At 65.7% G+C, this 17,215-nt stretch carries 15 protein-coding genes; 10 read left to right on the plus strand and 5 right to left on the minus strand.

Annotated features, from left to right (window positions below):
- Positions 1 to 38: 38 nt before the first annotated feature.
- A complete protein-coding gene (locus NKH54_RS15615; RefSeq protein ID WP_353028520.1) occupies positions 39 to 2,123 on the plus strand; it encodes an alpha/beta fold hydrolase in 2,085 nt (694 codons plus the stop codon).
- Between the two features lie 9 nt (positions 2,124 to 2,132).
- Here the strand turns inward: NKH54_RS15615 and NKH54_RS15620 are convergent, their stop codons facing one another.
- Positions 2,133 to 2,750 (minus strand): TetR/AcrR family transcriptional regulator, encoded by a 618-nt coding sequence (locus tag NKH54_RS15620; RefSeq protein ID WP_023709407.1) that lies wholly within the window; start codon positions 2,748 to 2,750, stop codon positions 2,133 to 2,135.
- 459 nt (positions 2,751 to 3,209) lie between these two features.
- On the opposite strand from NKH54_RS15620, the gene NKH54_RS15625 reads away from it, so the two are divergent.
- From NKH54_RS15625 to NKH54_RS15635, 3 genes are read left to right on the plus strand one after another with little or no spacing between them, the layout of a single operon-like run.
- Entirely contained in the window at positions 3,210 to 3,704 is a 495-nt protein-coding gene (locus NKH54_RS15625) for a (2Fe-2S)-binding protein (RefSeq protein WP_353028521.1), read from the plus strand.
- Entirely contained in the window at positions 3,701 to 4,684 is a 984-nt protein-coding gene (locus NKH54_RS15630; RefSeq protein WP_353028522.1) for an FAD binding domain-containing protein, read from the plus strand. Before NKH54_RS15625 ends, NKH54_RS15630 begins: the two co-directional genes overlap by 4 nt.
- A complete protein-coding gene (locus tag NKH54_RS15635; protein WP_353028523.1) occupies positions 4,681 to 6,981 on the plus strand; it encodes a xanthine dehydrogenase family protein molybdopterin-binding subunit in 2,301 nt (766 codons plus the stop codon). Before NKH54_RS15630 ends, NKH54_RS15635 begins: the two co-directional genes overlap by 4 nt.
- A 184-nt stretch (positions 6,982 to 7,165) precedes the next feature.
- On the opposite strand, the gene NKH54_RS15640 is transcribed toward NKH54_RS15635, so the two are convergent.
- Positions 7,166 to 8,176 carry a zinc-dependent alcohol dehydrogenase family protein gene (locus tag NKH54_RS15640; protein ID WP_023693823.1) on the minus strand — a complete coding sequence of 337 codons (1,011 nt, stop codon included), beginning with the start codon at positions 8,174 to 8,176 and terminating at the stop codon, positions 7,166 to 7,168.
- Between the two features lie 106 nt (positions 8,177 to 8,282).
- Here NKH54_RS15640 and NKH54_RS15645 point away from each other — a divergent pair, with 106 nt between their 5' ends.
- On the plus strand, positions 8,283 to 9,230 hold the full coding sequence (locus NKH54_RS15645; RefSeq protein WP_023742402.1) for a LysR family transcriptional regulator: 948 nt from the start codon (positions 8,283 to 8,285) through the stop codon (positions 9,228 to 9,230).
- A 95-nt stretch (positions 9,231 to 9,325) separates the two neighbouring features.
- The gene (locus NKH54_RS15650; RefSeq protein ID WP_245270983.1) at positions 9,326 to 9,826 is read left to right on the plus strand and encodes a hypothetical protein; all 501 of its coding nucleotides are present in this window, start codon (positions 9,326 to 9,328) and stop codon (positions 9,824 to 9,826) included.
- Between the two features lie 141 nt (positions 9,827 to 9,967).
- On the opposite strand, the gene NKH54_RS15655 is transcribed toward NKH54_RS15650, so the two are convergent.
- From NKH54_RS15655 to NKH54_RS15665, 3 genes are read right to left on the minus strand one after another with little or no spacing between them, the layout of a single operon-like run.
- On the minus strand, positions 9,968 to 10,858 hold the full coding sequence (locus NKH54_RS15655) for a ribokinase (RefSeq protein ID WP_023742400.1): 891 nt from the start codon (positions 10,856 to 10,858) through the stop codon (positions 9,968 to 9,970).
- Positions 10,855 to 11,730, minus strand: a complete 876-nt coding sequence (locus NKH54_RS15660) for a MurR/RpiR family transcriptional regulator (RefSeq protein ID WP_023727034.1) — start codon at positions 11,728 to 11,730, stop codon at positions 10,855 to 10,857. The genes NKH54_RS15655 and NKH54_RS15660 overlap by 4 nt, the downstream gene beginning before the upstream one ends.
- A complete protein-coding gene (locus tag NKH54_RS15665) occupies positions 11,727 to 12,728 on the minus strand; it encodes a sugar phosphate isomerase/epimerase family protein (RefSeq protein WP_023805590.1) in 1,002 nt (333 codons plus the stop codon). The genes NKH54_RS15660 and NKH54_RS15665 overlap by 4 nt, the downstream gene beginning before the upstream one ends.
- Positions 12,729 to 12,966: 238 nt before the next feature.
- Here NKH54_RS15665 and NKH54_RS15670 point away from each other — a divergent pair, with 238 nt between their 5' ends.
- From NKH54_RS15670 to NKH54_RS15685, 4 genes are read left to right on the plus strand one after another with little or no spacing between them, the layout of a single operon-like run.
- Positions 12,967 to 13,569: a CDP-alcohol phosphatidyltransferase family protein gene (locus NKH54_RS15670; RefSeq protein ID WP_023703071.1), complete on the plus strand. Its 603-nt coding sequence runs from the start codon at positions 12,967 to 12,969 to the stop codon at positions 13,567 to 13,569.
- Positions 13,570 to 13,610: 41 nt separating this feature from the next.
- Positions 13,611 to 15,392 (plus strand): bifunctional alpha/beta hydrolase/class I SAM-dependent methyltransferase, encoded by a 1,782-nt coding sequence (locus tag NKH54_RS15675; protein WP_031244626.1) that lies wholly within the window; start codon positions 13,611 to 13,613, stop codon positions 15,390 to 15,392.
- 4 nt (positions 15,393 to 15,396) lie between these two features.
- Positions 15,397 to 16,767, plus strand: a complete 1,371-nt coding sequence (locus NKH54_RS15680; protein WP_023742398.1) for a phosphatase PAP2/dual specificity phosphatase family protein — start codon at positions 15,397 to 15,399, stop codon at positions 16,765 to 16,767.
- Positions 16,768 to 16,777: 10 nt separating this feature from the next.
- Positions 16,778 to 17,212 (plus strand): hypothetical protein, encoded by a 435-nt coding sequence (locus tag NKH54_RS15685; protein WP_023693832.1) that lies wholly within the window; start codon positions 16,778 to 16,780, stop codon positions 17,210 to 17,212.
- The last annotated feature ends 3 nt before the right edge of the window (positions 17,213 to 17,215 follow it).

Below are 17,215 nucleotides of genomic sequence, written 5' to 3' on the forward strand. Positions count from 1 at the left end.
AGCGGATCGTCGTCATGCTGTGACCGTGGCGGGATCCGATGACCGGACCTTATCTTCACCTGCTGGGTGGTTTCGACTTTGCCGGGGCTGCGGTTCCGGCCATCAGCCGCAAGGCGCGTGCGATGGTGGCCTATCTCGCACTCCAGTCGGGGCATTCGCAGTCGCGCGAGAAGCTGGCGACCCTGCTCTGGGGCATCAACAGCGAGGCGCAGGCGCGAATGAGCCTGCGGCAAGCGGTGTCGTCCGTCAGGAAGGCCATGCAGGCATGCGGCGGCGGCCGCTTCCTTACCGACGGCGACAGCGTCGCTCTGCATCTCGACGACCTTGATTTCGATGTCGCGCGGTTCGAGGCGCTGGTCGCCAGCCCGGCACCCGAAGACCTCGAACTGGCGCTCAATGTCTACCGCGGCGACCTGCTCGACGGGTTCGGCCTGAAGGAGGAGCCATTCGAGGACTGGCTGAGGATCGAACGCGAGCGGCTGCGGGCGTTGGCCGTCGCGGCACTCGACAGGCTGGTCGCGCATTATGCCGCGACGAACGATCCTGCCGCATGCGTACGCGCGGCGACGCGCCTGCTCGCCATGGAGCCGCTGAGGGAGGACGTCCACCGTGCCCTGATGCGCGCCTATGCGGCGCAAGGCAGGACCAATCTCGCGCTGAAGCAATATGAGCACTGCCGCACTGCGCTTCAACGCGATCTCAAGCTGCAGCCGGAGCCGGAGACACGGCAATTGTTCGAGACGCTGCGGACACGCCGCACGATCGCGCAGGCACCCACGACCGATGCGGATGACGCCACCGGCTTCAGCCACCAACCCGCGCGGCCGCAGACCCGCTACGTCAAATCGGCCGGGATCAACATCGCTTATCAGGTGACCGGCGACGGGCCGATCGACCTGATCCATGTGCCGGGATGGGTCTCCAACCTCGACCATGCCTGGGCCTCGCCGCGGCTTTCGCACGTGCACCGGCGGCTAGGTACTTTCTCGCGCCTGATACGCATGGACAAGCGCGGCACGGGGCTCTCGGACCGCAATGTCGGTCTGCCGACGCTGGAAGAGCGGATGGAAGATGTGCGGGCAGTGCTGGATGCGGTCGGCTCGAAGCGCACGGTGCTGTTCGGCAGTTCCGAGGGCGGCCCGATGTGCATGCTGTTCGCGGCGACCTATCCCGAGCGCACAGCGGCACTCGTGCTCAATGGGGCCTACGCCCGCGGCAGGTGGTCACAAGACTATCCGTGGGCGAAGACAAGCGAGCAGGTGGAAGAGGATCTGGCGATCGTCGAGAAAGAATGGGGAGCGGCGGCGGATATGAGCAACGCGGCGCCCAGTCTGATGAGCGACACGTTCGAGACAGAATGGTTCGCCGCCTATCTCAGGAATTCTGCCTCGCCCGCCGACGCGATCGCCCTGTGGCGCTGGGGAGCCGAAATCGATGTTCGCGACATTCTGCCTGCTGTCCATGTTCCGACACTGATCATGCAGACGACTGGCGACGGCTGGGTGAAGCGGGAAGAAGGACGTTACCTGGCGACGCACATCGAGGGCGCCCGATACATTGAGTTCGCCGGCCGCGACCACGTCATCTGGGGCGAGAATTCCGATCGGATCGTCGACGAGATCCAGGCTTTCGTCACCGGCGCCTTGCCGGCGGCCCCAGGCGAACGGCTGCTTGTGTCGGTGCTGTCCCTCGATATGACGGGCTCGCCTTTCGGCATCGACCCGGCCGAGCGGCACGCCGAAGCGCTCCGTGGCGAACTCCTCGCGGCCGAAGGCAGAGAGATCAGGCGATCGGACGGCAAGGTGCTCGCGGTGTTCCAGCGGCCAACGCGGTCGATCCAGTGCGCGATCGCCATCCGCGATCGCTTGCGGCAATCCGGTGTCGAGGTCCGCTCGGCGGTGCATATCGGCGAGTGCGAGCAGCGGGGCCATCAATTTTCAGGCGCGGCGATCGAACTGTCATCGCGTCTGCTTGACCATGCGCGGCCGGGCGAAATCATCGCATCAAGGACGGTGCGCGATCTCGTGGTCGGCTCCGGCCTGCGGTTCGAGAAGCGTGGCGAAATGGCGGCAAGCGGGCTGCCCGGCGCGTTTCCGTTCTATGCGGTCGATGGTTCGGCTTGAGCCGCTAGGTCACCTCTTCCCTGCCCCGAACCGCAGCCCGTCCATCAGCAGCTTGACCAGCCGGCGCGAGCGGTCGCGCCAGTCCTTGGTGTCGGGGGCCGAGTAGATGCCGCCGAGTGCGTGCAGCACATCGGAGGCATCGACGTCGCTGCGGATCGAGCCTTCGGCCACCGCCGCCTCGACCAGTTGCCGCAAGGCCAGCGACACCCGGCCCGACATGTCGGAGAACACGGCGGAATTCGTGTTGAACAGGATGCGCAGGCTGGCCGCCAGGCCGCGCTTGGTGGCGATGTAGTCGACGAAGCGCTGCATCCACTGTTCCAGCGCCATGTCGGCCGAATGGTGGCTGGCGAGGTCATCGGCCGCCGCACAGAGCGCCTCGACTTCACGCCGGTAGACCACTTCGACCAGATGCTCGCGGGTTGGGAAATGCCGGTAGAGCGTGCCGATGCCGACGCCGGCCTGGCGCGCGATCTCCTCCAGCGAGGCATCGACACCGTGCTCGGCAAAGGCCGCTGCCGCAACCTCGACCAGCCGGTCGCGGTTGCGCTGCGCATCGGCGCGCAGCGGCCTTGGCGCTGCGGCTTCGCGCTTCTCGTCGGCAATTGCTTGCGACTGCTCGGTCAATTTTTTCTCCACTGTTGATATATGGGGGCTTGAACCCAAAGGGGTAAGCCCCCAACTAGATAAACGGAGGCGCCTCCGTTTTAGTGGAGCAGTCTTATCATATAATCAGGGGAGCCGATATGTCACGTGTTGAGATTGTGAAGACTGAAGCATCCCCTGCCGGCTGGAGAGTCGGGGCGGCAGAGCTGCCAATCTTCCCCCTCGTGGGGGAGATGTCCGGCAGGACAGAGGGGGGCGCTGTCCCGCCAGCCTATCAAGGCCTGACTAGCGCCTCCTCGGACAAGATTCGTGTCGACGCATGTAAATCGGGAACGTCGCATTCCTTCGCGCCCCCTCTGCCCTGCCGGGCATCTCCCCCACAAGGGGGGAGATTAGGCGCACCGTCGCCTCTTCCCTTGTCCTCTCCCACTCGAGCCCATTTCAATCCCCTAGCGTCAAGCAACTGGAGCCAGACGCCTCATGACCGACCAAACCAAATCCACCACTATCCCAATCCGTCTCACCATCAACGGACACAGTCACGAACTGCAGGTCGAGCCGCGCGTCACGCTGCTCGATGCATTGCGTGATCGCCTCGCCCTGACCGGCACCAAGAAGGGTTGCGACCAGGGCCAGTGCGGCGCCTGCACGGTGCATGTCGAGGGACAGCGCGTGCTGTCCTGCCTGACGCTTGCAGCACAAGCCGAAGGCCGCGAGATCACCACCATCGAAGGATTGGCCGGCGATGACGGCACGCTCAACGCGGTTCAGGCTGCTTTCCTCGACCAGGATGCTTTCCAGTGCGGCTACTGCACGCCCGGACAGATCATGTCGGCGGTGGCCTGCATCCGCGAGGGCCATGCCGGCTCGGATGACGAGATCCGCGAATACATGGCCGGCAATCTGTGCCGCTGCGGAGCCTATCCGCACATCGTTGCCGCCGTGCGCCAGGCGGCACTGGAGGTCGCGTCATGAGGGATTTTTCCTACGTTCGCGCCCATAGCATCGACGCCGCACGCCAAGCTGCCGCCCTGCCCGGCGCCATGCTGCTTGCCGGCGGCACGACGCTGGTCGATCTCGCCAAATGCGGCGTTGCCGAACCCGAGAGCCTGGTCGACATCACCCATCTCAAAGGGCTCGACGCCATCAAGGTCGACGCTGACAGTGCCATGATCGGCGCGCTGGCCAAGATGAGCCACGTCGCCGACCATGCCGAGATCAAGAGCCGCTTTCCCGCGGTCTCCGAAGCGCTGTGGCAGGCGGCTTCCGCGCAACTGCGCAACATGGCGACCATCGGCGGCAATCTGATGCAGCGCACGCGCTGCCCCTATTTCCGCGATCCCGCGAATTTTTCCGCCTGCAACAAGCGCTCGGCCGGCAGCGGCTGCTCGGCGATCGGCGGCGTCACCCGCGGCCATGCCGTGCTCGGCACCAGCGACGCCTGCATCGCCATGTATCCCGGCGATCTCGCCACCGCGCTGGTCGCCTTCGACGCCGTGGTTCATCTTGGCGAACGCCAGGTTGCCGTCGACGACTTCTTTCTCCTGCCCGGCGCCACGCCCGACAGGGAACATGCCATCCAACCGGGCGAGATGATCACGGCCATCAGCATCCCGGCTTCAGCCGCCGCCCGGCGGTCGACCTATCTCAAGGTTCGCGACCGGCAGTCCTATGAGTTCGCGGCTGCAAGCGCCGCGGTCGGCATCGACTTCGAAGCCGATGGCCGCACCATTCGCGACCTGCGCGTCGCGCTGGGCGGCGTCGCGACGAAGCCGTGGCGGGCGCACGCCGTGGAAGCGGCGTTGAAGGGCAAGGTGCCCAGCGAAGACAGGGTGCGGGCCGCCAGCTTGCTCGCCGTGGAAGGCGCCGTCGACCACGGCGCCAACCACTACAAGATCGAACTGGCGCCGCGCGTCGTTGCCCGCGCCATCCTCAAGACGGGAGCCATGTCATGACCATTCACGACCCGAGGACACGGCACGGCGACGCTTCGGACGGCACTGCCGATCAGGTTGGCGGGCGGCTGTCGCGCGTCGACGGCCCGGCCAAGATTACCGGTGCGGCAAAATATGCCGTCGAGCAGCAGCTCGACGGGCTAACCTACGGCGTCCTGGTCGAAAGCACGATCGCATCAGGCAAGGTGCGCTCGATCGACACGTCAGCCGCCGAGGCGGCACCTGGTGTGCTCAAGGTGCTGACGCCGGACACCATCATGCCGCTGAAGACTGCATCGGACTGGTTCGGCACACCGCCGCCGGACAAGCCCTACTGCCCGCTGGCGCGCGATATCACCTTTTCGGGCCAGCATGTCGCCGCAGTCATCGCGGAGACCTTCGAGCAGGCCGTTGCGGCCGCAGCCCTGGTCAAGGTCAGCTATGACGAGACGCCGGCCATCGTCGACCTCAGCGACGCCAAGGCGGGCGACGGCATTCCGATCGCCGCCATGACCAAGGAATGGGGCGATGCGCAGGCCGCTTTCGCCGCTGCCCCGGTGCGCGTCTGCGGCGCCTATAACACGCCGCGCGAATACCAGGCGCCGATGGAGCCGCATGGCCTCATCGCCCGCTGGGAGGGCGACAAGCTCACCGTGTGGGAACCGAGCCAGTGGCTCGACGGCATGGCCCGCACCTATGCCGAATGGTTCGGCGTGCCGTTCGAGAATGTGCGCCTGGTCTCGCCCTATATTGGCGGCGGCTTCGGCTCCAAGGCGCTGGCGCTCGGCCATGGCGCGGTGGCTGCTGCCGCAGCCAAGATGCTGGGACGTCCGGTGCGGGTCGTGATGACGCGGCCGCAGACTTTTACCGGCTATGGCGGCCGCGCCGCGACCCGCCAGACGGTGACGATCGGCGCCGACTGTGACGGAAAGATCCAGTCGATCGTGCATCGCGGCGTCAATGAAACGTCGATCGACGGCATGTGGGTCGAGCCTTTGGGCGTGGTCACCTCGATCATGTATGCGACGCCCAACTTCTCATCGAAGCAGAATGTCGTGCGGGTGAATTCGGTGGTGCCTGGCGCCATGCGCGCGCCGGGCGAAAACCCTAGCGCCTTCGGCATCGAAAGCGCCATTGACGAGCTCGCCTACGAGGTCGGCATCGATCCGCTGGAGATCCGGCTGAGGAATTACGCCGAGCAGGATCCGCACGCAAAAAAGGCTTGGTCGACGCGGCAGTTGCGCGAGGCTTTCGCGGCTGGCGCCGAACGCTTCGGCTGGCCCCAGCGCACGCCCAAACCGCGTTCGATGCGCGATGGCAACCAGCTGATCGGCTGGGGCGTCGCCGCCGGCACCTATCCGGTACGGCGCGCTTACGGCGAGGCCATCGTGCGTATCCTTGCCAACGGCTCGGTCGAGGTCGAAAGCTCCTCGATCGACATGGGCCAGGGCACCTACACGATCCTGGCGCAGACGGCGGCCGAAACGGTCGGCGTGGCGGCCGACCATGTCGTCGTGAAGCTCGGCGATTCCCGGTATCCCCGCGCCGGCGTGGCCGGCGGGTCGCGGCTGGCCGGCGTGATGACGGGCGCGGTCTACAAGGCGGCGACATCGGCGCTCGATCAGCTTGTCGGACTGGCGATCAGCGATCCGCGCTCGCCCTTCCACGCGCTCCAGGCCAACACGCTGGTCGTCGCCAATGGCCGCATCAGGTCGCCGCGCGGCGATGGTCCCAATGTCTCGATCGCCGAGCTGCTCGGCAGCGTCGGCCGCGACCGTATCGAAGCGACCGGCGACACCATGCCGGCCAATTCGAGCGCCGAAGATCGCTACAAGAACTACACCACCATCGCCACGTCGGTGCCGCACACCGAGGGCGACTATTCGCGCCACTCCTGGTGCGCGCATTTCATCGAGGTGCGCGTCGACGAGGATTTCGGCACCGTGCGCGTGTCGCGCGTGGTGTCGGCGCTGGATTCCGGCCGGCTCTACAACCCGAAACTCGCGGAGAGCCAGTGGAAGGGCGGCATCATCATGGGCATCGGCCAGGCGCTGCTGGAAGAAGGCATTGTCGACCGCAGGCATGGCCGCATCGTCAACAACAATCTCGGCGACTATCTGGTGCCGACCAATGCCGACATCCCGGACATCGAGGTGATCTCGGTCGGCATTCCCGACCTGCACTCCTCGGTGCTCGGCGGCAAAGGTGTCGGCGAGCTTGCCATCGTCGGCGTGGCGCCGGCGATCGCCAATGCGGTGTTCCATGCAACGGGCAAAAGAGTGCGGGACTTGCCGATCACGCTGGAGAAGTTGATCTAGGAAGCGGCGTGCGTAATCTCCCCCCTTGAGGGGGAGATGTCGCCGAAGGCGACAGAGGGGGTCGCCTCTCGTAGAGCGCCAACCTCCTTCCGCCGCAGTAGGTCGAGCCCGGTCGGACCGACTCCCTCTGCCCTGCCGGGCATCTCCCCCTCAAGGGGGGAGATTGGCCGCTCGCGCGCCTCGGCTACCAGTCGAGCTTGAACGCAAGTTTGCCGAAATGCTGCCCGCCTGCCGCCATGTGCGCGTAGGCTTCGGCCGCCTGCTCCTGGCTGAACACCTTGTCGACGACCGGGTCGATCCGGGCGGCGGCGATGGCGCGGACGGCGGCGCGAAGGTCAGATACCGACCCGGTGTTGTTGCCGACCACCTTCAGCGCCTTGATGATGATCGGCAGCAGGTCGACCGTGGCCTCGGCGCCGGTGACGAAACCGATGGTGAACAGCGTGCCGCCAGGCGCGGTGGCGTTGACGGCGCGGGCGAAGGTGGCGGTGCCGGCGGTCTCGACGACGAGGTCGGCGCCGAGGCCGCCGGTCAGTTCCAGCACCTTGCCGTCCCAGTCGGGCGTCGCGCGGTAGTTGATGAGATGATCGGCGCCGATTGCCTTCGCCCGCCCCAGCTTCTCGTCCGACGAAGAAGTGATGATGACGGTGGCGCCGGCGGCTTTCGCCAGCTGCAGGGTGAAGATGGAGACGCCGCCGGTGCCGAGCAGCACGACGACCGAGCCCGGCCCGACATCGGCGGCGCGGACGGCGTTCCAGGCGGTGGTCGCGGCGATCGGCAGCGTCGACGCCGCCTCGAAGGAGAGACGAGCCGGTACCGGCACGAGCGAGTTGGCCGGCAGCGCGACATATTCGGCGAGCGACCCCGGCAGCGAAATTCCGCGCATCTGTGTCATCTCGTTAGGCTGGGGCGGACCGCCGATCCAGCGCGGCTTGGCATGGGCAATGACGTGATCGCCGACGGCGAAATCCGTAACGCCCTCCCCCAGCGCGACGATCTCGCCGGCGCCGTCGGCGACGGGAATGAGCGGAAAGCCGGGCACGTGATAATTGCCGCTGGCCACCGCCACATCGACGAAATTCAGGCTCGCGGCGCGCTGGCGGATCAGCACTTCGCCGCGCTGCGGTTCAGGCGTGGCAATGGTGGTGGCGCGAAAGGCGTCCAGCTTGGCGGCGGTCAGTTCGATGGCTTTCATGGCTCACGCATTCCTGTTTAAGGGGTCAATCGTCAGGATTGAGTGAAGCTATCTGCTGCGCTACAAGCAGATAATCTGGAATTTTTACATTTGAATCCTGTGCTTTATGCAGCAATCACACGACCCCGCCAGCCTTGCCGAAATGGCCGCCTTTGCGGCCATCACGGAAGCGCGCTCCTTCACCAAGGCAGCGTTGCGCGTCGGGCGCGACTCGACGGTTCTGTCACGCCGCCTGCAATCGCTGGAGGAGCGGCTCGGCGTGCGGCTGCTGCACCGGACCACCCGAAGCGTGTCGTTGACGGAGGCCGGAGCGGAGTTCCTGGTGCGTGTCCGCGCCATCCTGGCCTCGGTAGACGAAGCTGAGGCTGCTGCTTCCGCGCATGCCAGCGGGGCTCCGCGGGGCTTGCTGCGGCTGGCGATGCCGGGAACCTTTGGCCGTATGTGGATCGGGCCGCTGCTGCCGCAATTTCTAGCGACGTTCCCGGATGTCCGCATCGAGGCCGAGTTCTCCAACCGGTTCGTCGATCTCGTTGCAGAGAACTTCGATGTCGCCGTCCGTCTCGGCGCGCTGGAGGACTCGCGCCTGGTGGCGCGCAAGATCGCGACACGGCGGCGGTTGCTGTGCGCTGCTCCCTCCTACCTCGCCCGCCGGGGCACGCCGGAAGCGCCGGAAGCGCTCACAGAACACGCCTGCCTCGGCTTCTCCGGCTTCCAGACCTTTCCAACCTGGGAGATGACCGACAGTTCGGGACGCCGCGTCAACGTCGAAGTCTCGGGGCCGATGGTTTGCGACGACGCCGAGGTGCTGGTCGAAGCCGCGGTGCAGGGCCTCGGCCTGATGATGAGCACCGACTGGCTGGTCGGACGCGAACTCGCCGACGGACGGCTGGTGCCGGTGCTGGCGGACTGGACGCTGGCCGACGAAGGCGCGGTCTATGTCGTCATGCCCTCGGCCAAGGGACAAGCCGCCAAGACACGCGCCTTCGCCGACTGGATCGGCAAGCGCTTCGCGCCGGAGCCGCCCTGGACGTCGAGGCCGGTCTCAAAGGCTTGATCAATGGGGCGCGCCGGGGGCTAAGACGGCATATGCCGCTGTCAACAGGCCTTTTGTCCTGTATGATCTCGTTGAAGGAAGGTTGGGAGGGGATCATGCAAAGTGCATTGGCGAAGTTCATCATGGCAAGTTCCGTTCTGGCCGCGCTGCAAGCCGCGCAGCCGGCTTTTGCCGCGTCCTGCAACTGGAGCGCCAAGATGGAAGAAGACGAAGGCGGCAGCGTGCTGACGGCTTCGGTGTGCGGCGGACCGAAGGCCGATGCGCATCTGATGCTGGTCTGTTTCGACAAGCCGCTGCTGAGCTACGATCTGGGCGCGGCCGGCCAGCAGCTGGAGCCCGGCATCAGCGCTTCCTTCACCTTCAAGGGCGGTGACAAGAGCGTGACCAAAAAGCTCGACCTCGAGGCCATGTATAATTACTTCACGGCTGAGCTGAGCAAAGACGATCCACTGCTCGGCCTGTTGCGCGGCAAGGGCGACCTCACGGTTACGGCCGACAAATATGGCGAGAACAGCTTTCCGCTGACCGGCTCGAGCGCGGCCATCGGCAAGGTGCTGACGCAGTGCGGCAAAGGGTCATCTGGCGAAGCGGACTGAGGGCTCCCGACTTTCGACCACGCAGCTTGGTCCCGCGCCTCCGTCAGGGCAAAGCCAAGCAGGTTCTCGCCGCGCCCGGTTTGCCGTTTCGCTCATCGACGGGGGCACGGGTTTTGGAGGCGCAACATGCGGCCTGAGTTTTCAACGCGAGCTGCGCTCTCCCTCCGGTGTCGCCACCAGCGAGGCGGCGGCGGCATTGGCGGTGGCAATCGCCGCTTCCATCGGATGGCCACGCGCGAGGCCTGCCGCGAAGGCGCCGACGAATTCGTCGCCGGCGCCATGGGTGCTGACGACCTTGACCGGGACGGCCGCCAGCGCGAAGGCCGCGCCGGTCCGGTCGCAATAGGCGACGCCTTCGCCGCCGGCGGTGACGATCGCCGAGGGGTAGGTATCGATCAGCCGCCGCGCGGCTTCGGCTGCGCCGGCGAGCGTATCGACGACCGGAACACCGGCGAGAAATTCCGCTTCGATGGCGTTGACGATGACGATGTCTGTCAGCGCGGTCAATTCGGCCGACAGTGTTCGCGCCGGTGCGGCGTTGAGCACGACGCGGCCGCCGGATGCCTTCACCGCGCGCGCGGCAGCGATGTTGGCGGCATCGGGCACTTCGTTCTGCAGCAACAGCACTGCCGTCTGTACCACCACCTCGCCCGCAGCCGCGATGTCATCACCGCCCAGGATGAGATTGCTGCCGGAGACGATCACCGCACCATAGTCGCCATCGCTGTCGAAGATCGCCACGCTCATGCCGGAGCCTGCGCCTGCCGCCACGCGCACGAAGCGGCGATCGACGCCGGCGCGATCGAGATTGGCCAGCAGCGCCGTGCCGAAATCGTCGTCGCCGACGGCGCCGATCATCGCCGCGCGCACGCCGGCGCGTGCCGCCGAGACCGCCTGGTTGCCGCCCTTGCCGCCGCATTTCGGCTGCCAGGCATGGCCGGTCACAGTCTCGCCCTTGCGCGGACGGTCGGGCGCGTCGACCATAATGTCGTAGTGCAGGCTGCCGAAGACGGTGACCAGCGGAACCGTCATGTGCCGCGGTCTTTTCGCTTCGAGGTGACCGCCGACATGGTGCGGCCGAGATTGCGCTCCGCCGCCTGGTAGTCGCGCTGCGCCACCGCCACGAACAGCGCGTCGAGGATGTTGAGCTGCGCGATGCGGGCCGCCGCGTTCTCGCCCATCAGCGGCGATCCCTGCGCCGTCGAGCACAGCACGATGTCGGCAATCCGGGCCAGCGGCGAGTTGTCGTAGTTGGTGATGGCCAGCGTGCGGGCGCCGCTCTTGCGGGCAAGATGGATGGCGTCGATGACGGCCGACGTGTTGCCGGAATGCGAGAAGCCGACGGCGATGTCGTCGGCGCCGAGGAGCGAGGCCGACATCAGCATCATGTGCGAGTCGTCATAGACAGACGCGCGGATGCCGATGCGCAGGAATTTGTGCGAGACGTCGCGGGCGATCTGGGCGGAGCCGCCGACGCCATAAAAATCGCGGTTCCTGGCGCGGTAGAGCAGATCGGCGGCACGGTCGAAATCGTCCATGTCGAGGATCGCGAGCGTCTCCTCCAGCGCCTGGATCGAGGTGCGGAACACTTTCTGCACGATCTCGGCCGAGCTGTCGTCGACCGACAGTTCCTGGTGCATCTCGGCGGTCGGCAGGCGGCTGTATTCATAGACGGCGGTGCGAAAGTCGCGGTAGCCGGAGAAGCCGAGTTTCTTGGCGATCTTGACCACCATAGCCTCCGACACGCCGGCCTCCTCGGCGATCTGCTTCAGCGGAATGGTCTGGTCGAAACCGCGCCGGCCGAAGACGGTTTCCACCACCTTGGCCTCAAGCGGGGTGAGATGCGGCATCATCATGCGGATGCGCGGCCCCACGGCTTTCAGATCGAGATTGCTCAACGTCATCCACGTCCCCTCGTCTCCGGCCCGAGCATGGCTTCCTGGACGATAGCCTGCGACGTCACGGCGTCCTGACTGTCCATGGCGGCGGACAGGCGGTTATCCTTCTCCAGCCGGTCGACAACGCGCAGCAGGCGCTTGACGGTGGCGATGTTGACTTCGCATTCGCGCACCGGATCGAGCCCGGTCATGTCGGGGAAGGTGTCGAAGTAGATGGCGCCGGCATAGCCGTCGCGGCGGATCTGGCGCAGCAGTTCGATGGTCTGCAGCGTGTGCACCGCGCCGACCATCAGGCCGTCGTCGCGCTTGGCATAGCCATCGTTGAGATGGACGCCGAGCAGCTTGCTGTGGCGAGCGATCAGCGCCGCGGCGAAGGCCGGCTGTTCGTCGGCATAGAGCACATGGGCGAAATCGAGCGTGACGCCGAGATTGGGTAGGCCGACCTCGCGGATCGCCAGCAAGGTGGTCGCCGCATCCGGCATCAGCGAGTAGGAGCGCGGTTCGTTAGGCTTGTACTCCAGGCTGATCTGGCAGCCGGGATCATGCGCGGCAACTTCACGAATCCCCTCGATTTCGTGCTGCCAGAGCGTCGCATAGTCAGTTTGAAATGCATAGTCGAAGCCATCCTGGCCCAGCCACAGCGTCATCAGACTGGCGCCGGCCGCGCGCACCGCATCGATACCGGCCTTGGTCAAGTCGATGGCTTCGCGGCGCACCGCCGGGTCCGGATTGGTGAAGGCGCCGAGCTTGAAGGCCGGATTGGAGTAGTAACGCATGGCAAAGCCATTGATGGAAAGCCCGAAATCGCCGAGCTTTCGGGCGATTTCAGCCGGCTTTTCACTGACATGATCGGGGAAATTAAGATCAAGATCGGTCAACCCGTCGACCTTGGCCGCGCGAGTGGCCATCTGCAGCATGGACGGCTTGCCGGTGAGATCAGGCCATTCGGCTTGCGGCCGCGAGGCGAAGGAATTCAGGCGGGTGGCGAAGCGACTGTTTGTCATGATCGACCTTTCAGTGATTTACTTCACATAAATATGAGTATTTGTAAAGTTATCATTTGCGAGGCGGTTTGTAGCGCGCAACATCCTGCTTGGCCGAGATCTTCGGCTGCGCCTCTGCATCCATGCCGGGAGTTTCGAGTCCCGCAACGGTGCGGATGCTGGTGCGAGCCCTTGCGCCCTGCCTGCCGATTGACCAATCTGGCCGACACTGTCATGAGCCGCGGTTGGGGGATCGCACATGCCAACGCTTTATCAACTGAAACCGGCCTTTCAGGCCAGGCTGCGGCCGCTGGCCGACCGGCTGGCCGATGCCGGCGTCACCGCCAACCAGATCACGCTTCTCGCCGCGGCGCTCTCCATCGCCACCGGCCTGGTGGTCGCGGCCTTTGCCTACCATCCCCTGGTTTTCCTGTTGATGCCGGTGGTGCTGTTCGTGCGCATGGCGCTCAACGCCATTGACGGGATGCTGGCCAGGGAACATGGGCAAGCATCAAAACTCGGCATGTTTCTCAACGAACTCTGCGACGTCGTCTCGGACCTGGCGCTGATCCTGGCCTTTGCCACCTTGTTCCCGGCCTGGGGTGTCGTCGCCTTCGCTATTACCGCCATGCTTGTCGAGTTCGCCGGCGTGCTTGGCGTTGCCGCAGGCAGCGGGCGCAACTATGCCGGGCCGTTCGGCAAGAGCGACCGAGCCCTGGTGCTCGGCGTCATCGGCTTTCTCCTCGCTTGCGGCCTGTGGGTGGCGGGGATCGCGCCATTTGTGTTTCCGATCATGGCTACACTGTCGGGGATAACCGCCATCAACCGGATACGCAGCGGCCTTAGAGCGGGCGGCACCTGATGCCAAAGCGTCAGGCACCCCACCGCCAGAGGGAAACCATGATCCACCAGACCATCGCCGCCCTAGCACCGGCAAGCCTCGAGCGCATCGCGCAGGAGCGCACGTTCAAGAGCCATGACGGCACCGAGATCTTCTACCGCTACTGGCCGGCCGCCGGGTCGGCGCCAAAGGGTGCGATCCTGCTGTTCCATCGCGGCCACGAGCATGGCGGCCGCATGGCGCATCTGGTCGACGAGCTCGCCATGCCCGACCATGCCTTCTACGCCTGGGACGCCCGCGGCAATGGCCGATCGGCCGGCGAGCGCGGCTATGCGCCGTCCTTTGCCGCCCTGGTGCGTGATATCGACTGCCTGGTGCGCGAGATCGGCCGGGATGGTTTTGGCCAGCGCGACATCGCGCTGATCGCGCAGTCCTTCGGCGCCGTGCTGGCTGCTGCCTGGGTGCATGACTATGCGCCCGACATCCGCGCGCTGGTGGTGGCTTCACCGGCCTTTTCGGTCAAGCTCTACGTGCCCTTCGCCAAGGAGGGCATTGCGCTGTGGCAGAATCTCAAGGGCCGCTTCTTCGTCAATTCCTACGTCAAGGCGAAGTTCCTGACGCATGATGCCGAGCGCATCGCTTCCTTCGACGGCGATCCGCTGATCACGCGACCGATCGCCTCCAACATCCTGGTCGAGCTTTACGACCACGCTGCCCGCATCGTCTCGGACGCGCGCGCCATCACCGTGCCGACGCAGCTCTTGATCTCCGGCAGCGATTGGGTGGTGCGGCATGGACCGCAGCACGAATTCTTCGTCAATCTCGGCAGCAGCGCCAAGGAGCGGCATATGCTGCCCGGCTTCTTCCACGACACGCTGGGCGAGCGCGATCGCCAGCAGGCGCTGGACCTGATCCGGCCATTCCTCGAAAAGCAATTTGCCACGCCGGAGAAAACCATCGACTTGCTTCAGGCCGACCGCGCCGGCTACACCCGCGACGAGGCCGAGAGGCTCGCCTCGCCGCTGACGCTGCTGTCGCCCAAGGGTATTTTCTGGGCGATGAGTCGCGCCTCGATCCGCATGGGCGCCTGGCTGTCTTCGGGCATGAAGATCGGCATGGCCACCGGCTTCGATTCCGGCTCGACGCTCGACTATGTCTACGAGAACGATGCGCGCGGCACCGGCTTCATCGGCCGCATGATCGACCGCACCTTCCTCGACGCCATCGGCTGGCGCGGCATCCGCCAGCGCAAGCTGCATCTGGAAGAGCTGATCGGCAACGCCGCCGCCAGCCTGAAGGCAGCTGGCCGTCCCGTCAACATGCTCGACATCGCCGCCGGCCACGGCCGCTATGTACTCGATGCCGTCGCCAAATGCACTGAACCACCAGCAAGCGTGCGGCTGCAGGATTATTCCGAGCTCAATGTCGGACTGGGTTCGAAGCTGATAGCCGAGCGGCAGCTGCCGACCAGCGTCACCTTTCATCAGGCCGACGCCTTCGATGCCGACATGCTGGCCGGGCAAAAGCCGGCGCCGGACCTCGCCATCGTCTCCGGACTTTACGAATTGTTCGCCGACAATACGATGATTTCCCGCTCGCTCGGCGGGCTGGCGAGCGCCATGCAGTCCGGCAGCCTGCTCGTCTACACCAATCAGCCATGGCATCCGCAGCTGGAGATGATCGCGCGCAGCCTGACCTCGCATCGCGGCGGACAGGCCTGGGTGATGCGGCGGCGCACGCAGGGCGAGATGGACCAGTTGGTGACGGCTGCCGGTTTCGCAAAGATCGACCAGCGCATCGACCAATGGGGCATCTTCACCGTCTCGGTCGCACGGCGCGTCTGAGACCATGGCCCTGCCTGTCACTGACCCTGCCCCGGCGCGGGAACCCTATTTGGGCATCGTGCTGAGGGCAGCCCTTTGGCTGGCGCTGCTGGCGCCATTCTTCTATTCGACCTATGGCTTTGCCAACTGGCTGGCGTCGCGGCGCGACCATGTCGGCAGCATCGTGTTTGCCTGGGAATACGCCATCCCGTTCGTCGCCTGGACGATCGTGCCCTATTGGTCGATCAATCTGTTCTACGGCCTATCGCTGCTGCTCAACACGACCAGGCGCGGCGTCGACCGGCTCGCCGGCCGCTATCTCTCGGCGCAGATCATTGCCGTCGCCTGCTTCATCGCGTTCCCGCTGACGGCGACCTTCGTGCGGCCGGAAACCACCGGCCTGCCGGGTTTTCTGTTTGCGGTGCTCGGTGGTTTCGACAAGCCGTTCAACCAGGCGCCATCCCTGCACATCGCGCTGCTGGTGATCATCTGGGACCATTGGCGTCACGTTCTGGCACGCCACCGTCTCGGCGGCATTCTCCGCCCCGTCTGGCACGTCTGGTGTTTTCTCATCGGCGCCTCGGTGCTGACGACGTGGCAGCATCATTTCATCGACATTCCGACCGGCGCGCTGCTCGGCCTGTTTGCGCTATGGCTGTTTCCGTTCAAGGGCGAATTGCCATTCTGGGGTTTTCGGTTGACCGCCGACCCAAGGGCGCGGCGGCTGGCGGGTTATTACGGGCTGGGGGCGGCCCTTGCCCTGGCCGGCGCTGCCGAGGGCGCGTTGGTCTCCGCCGATTTTCTCATCCTGTTGTGGCCGGCATTGGCGCTGGCCATCGTCACCTTCGGCTATGCTGGGGCCGGCGCCAAAGTGTTCCAGAAGGCAGCCGATGGTAGCGTCTCACTGGCCAGCCGTATCCTGCTCCTGCCCTACCGGCTTGGCGCCCGGATCAATGTGTGGGTATGGACCCGCCAACTGGCGCCGCAAGTGGAGATCACCGACGGTGTTTTCCTCGGCCGGTTTCCGAGTGCCGACGAGGCCAACCGCTTCGGCACAGTGATCGACCTTGCCGGCGAGATGGAACGGCCGCGCGGCGTGACCTGCCGCTGGATCAGCTACGCGATGCTCGACCTCGTGGCGCCGCCTCACGACAGGCTGGAGCGAGCGGTGGCGGCGATCGAGCTGGCGCGCCGGCGCGGCACCGTCCTGGTCTGCTGCGCGCTCGGCTTCCAGCGCAGTGCGGCCATCGTCGCCGACTGGCTGGTGGTGACGGGGCGCTCGTACACAGCTGCACAGGCGCGCAAGAAACTCGCCGCGTCGGGCAGGCCCGTGCACCTTCAGATCGGGCTGGATGAACCGGGGCTGGAAGAACCGGGGCTGGAAGAACCGACATGAGTTGGCCGGCATGAGTGGCGACAATTTTCCCGAGAAGGCCGAAATATTCGCCGCCGGGCTGATGGTGCAGGCGGTGTGGCCGATCCTGCTGGTGGTCGCGGCTGTGATGGCAGCGCCGGTCATCGGCCTGGTGGCCGGACCGCAGACGACAGCGCTGTCCGCGGCGGCCTGGCTGGTCGCGGCGGCGAGCGCCGTGGCCACGCTGGCTCTTTCGGCCTTGCTTTTGTTCGATGCGCTGCTGTTCCGGCTGATGGCAAGCCACGCCAGCGAGGCCGCCGGGGGTGCCGCGGTCGACGATGTGCTGGCGCGCATGCGCCTGAAATCCACCACTGCCGGCGGCCGCTCGCTCGACCATCGCATGGCAGGCACGCGCCGCCTGCTGACAAGGCAGCGCATGGCGCTCGCCATGTTTGCTGCGGCATCCCTTTTCGCAGCATTTGTTTGAGCC

It is taken from the genome of Mesorhizobium sp. M1004, assembly GCF_040318795.1.
Lineage (GTDB): Bacteria > Pseudomonadota > Alphaproteobacteria > Rhizobiales > Rhizobiaceae > Mesorhizobium.

Coding starts and splice junctions, on each gene's coding strand:
- NKH54_RS15615 (WP_353028520.1), top strand. CDS start 39: ATGACCGGACCTTATCTTCACCTGCTGGGTGGTTTCGACTTTGCCGGG.
- NKH54_RS15625 (WP_353028521.1), top strand. CDS start 3,210: ATGACCGACCAAACCAAATCCACCACTATCCCAATCCGTCTCACCATC.
- NKH54_RS15630 (WP_353028522.1), top strand. CDS start 3,701: ATGAGGGATTTTTCCTACGTTCGCGCCCATAGCATCGACGCCGCACGC.
- NKH54_RS15635 (WP_353028523.1), top strand. CDS start 4,681: ATGACCATTCACGACCCGAGGACACGGCACGGCGACGCTTCGGACGGC.
- NKH54_RS15640 (WP_023693823.1), bottom strand. CDS start 8,176: ATGAAAGCCATCGAACTGACCGCCGCCAAGCTGGACGCCTTTCGCGCC.
- NKH54_RS15645 (WP_023742402.1), top strand. CDS start 8,283: ATGCAGCAATCACACGACCCCGCCAGCCTTGCCGAAATGGCCGCCTTT.
- NKH54_RS15650 (WP_245270983.1), top strand. CDS start 9,326: ATGCAAAGTGCATTGGCGAAGTTCATCATGGCAAGTTCCGTTCTGGCC.
- NKH54_RS15655 (WP_023742400.1), bottom strand. CDS start 10,858: ATGACGGTTCCGCTGGTCACCGTCTTCGGCAGCCTGCACTACGACATT.
- NKH54_RS15660 (WP_023727034.1), bottom strand. CDS start 11,730: ATGACGTTGAGCAATCTCGATCTGAAAGCCGTGGGGCCGCGCATCCGC.
- NKH54_RS15665 (WP_023805590.1), bottom strand. CDS start 12,728: ATGACAAACAGTCGCTTCGCCACCCGCCTGAATTCCTTCGCCTCGCGG.
- NKH54_RS15670 (WP_023703071.1), top strand. CDS start 12,967: ATGCCAACGCTTTATCAACTGAAACCGGCCTTTCAGGCCAGGCTGCGG.
- NKH54_RS15680 (WP_023742398.1), top strand. CDS start 15,397: ATGGCCCTGCCTGTCACTGACCCTGCCCCGGCGCGGGAACCCTATTTG.
- NKH54_RS15685 (WP_023693832.1), top strand. CDS start 16,778: ATGAGTGGCGACAATTTTCCCGAGAAGGCCGAAATATTCGCCGCCGGG.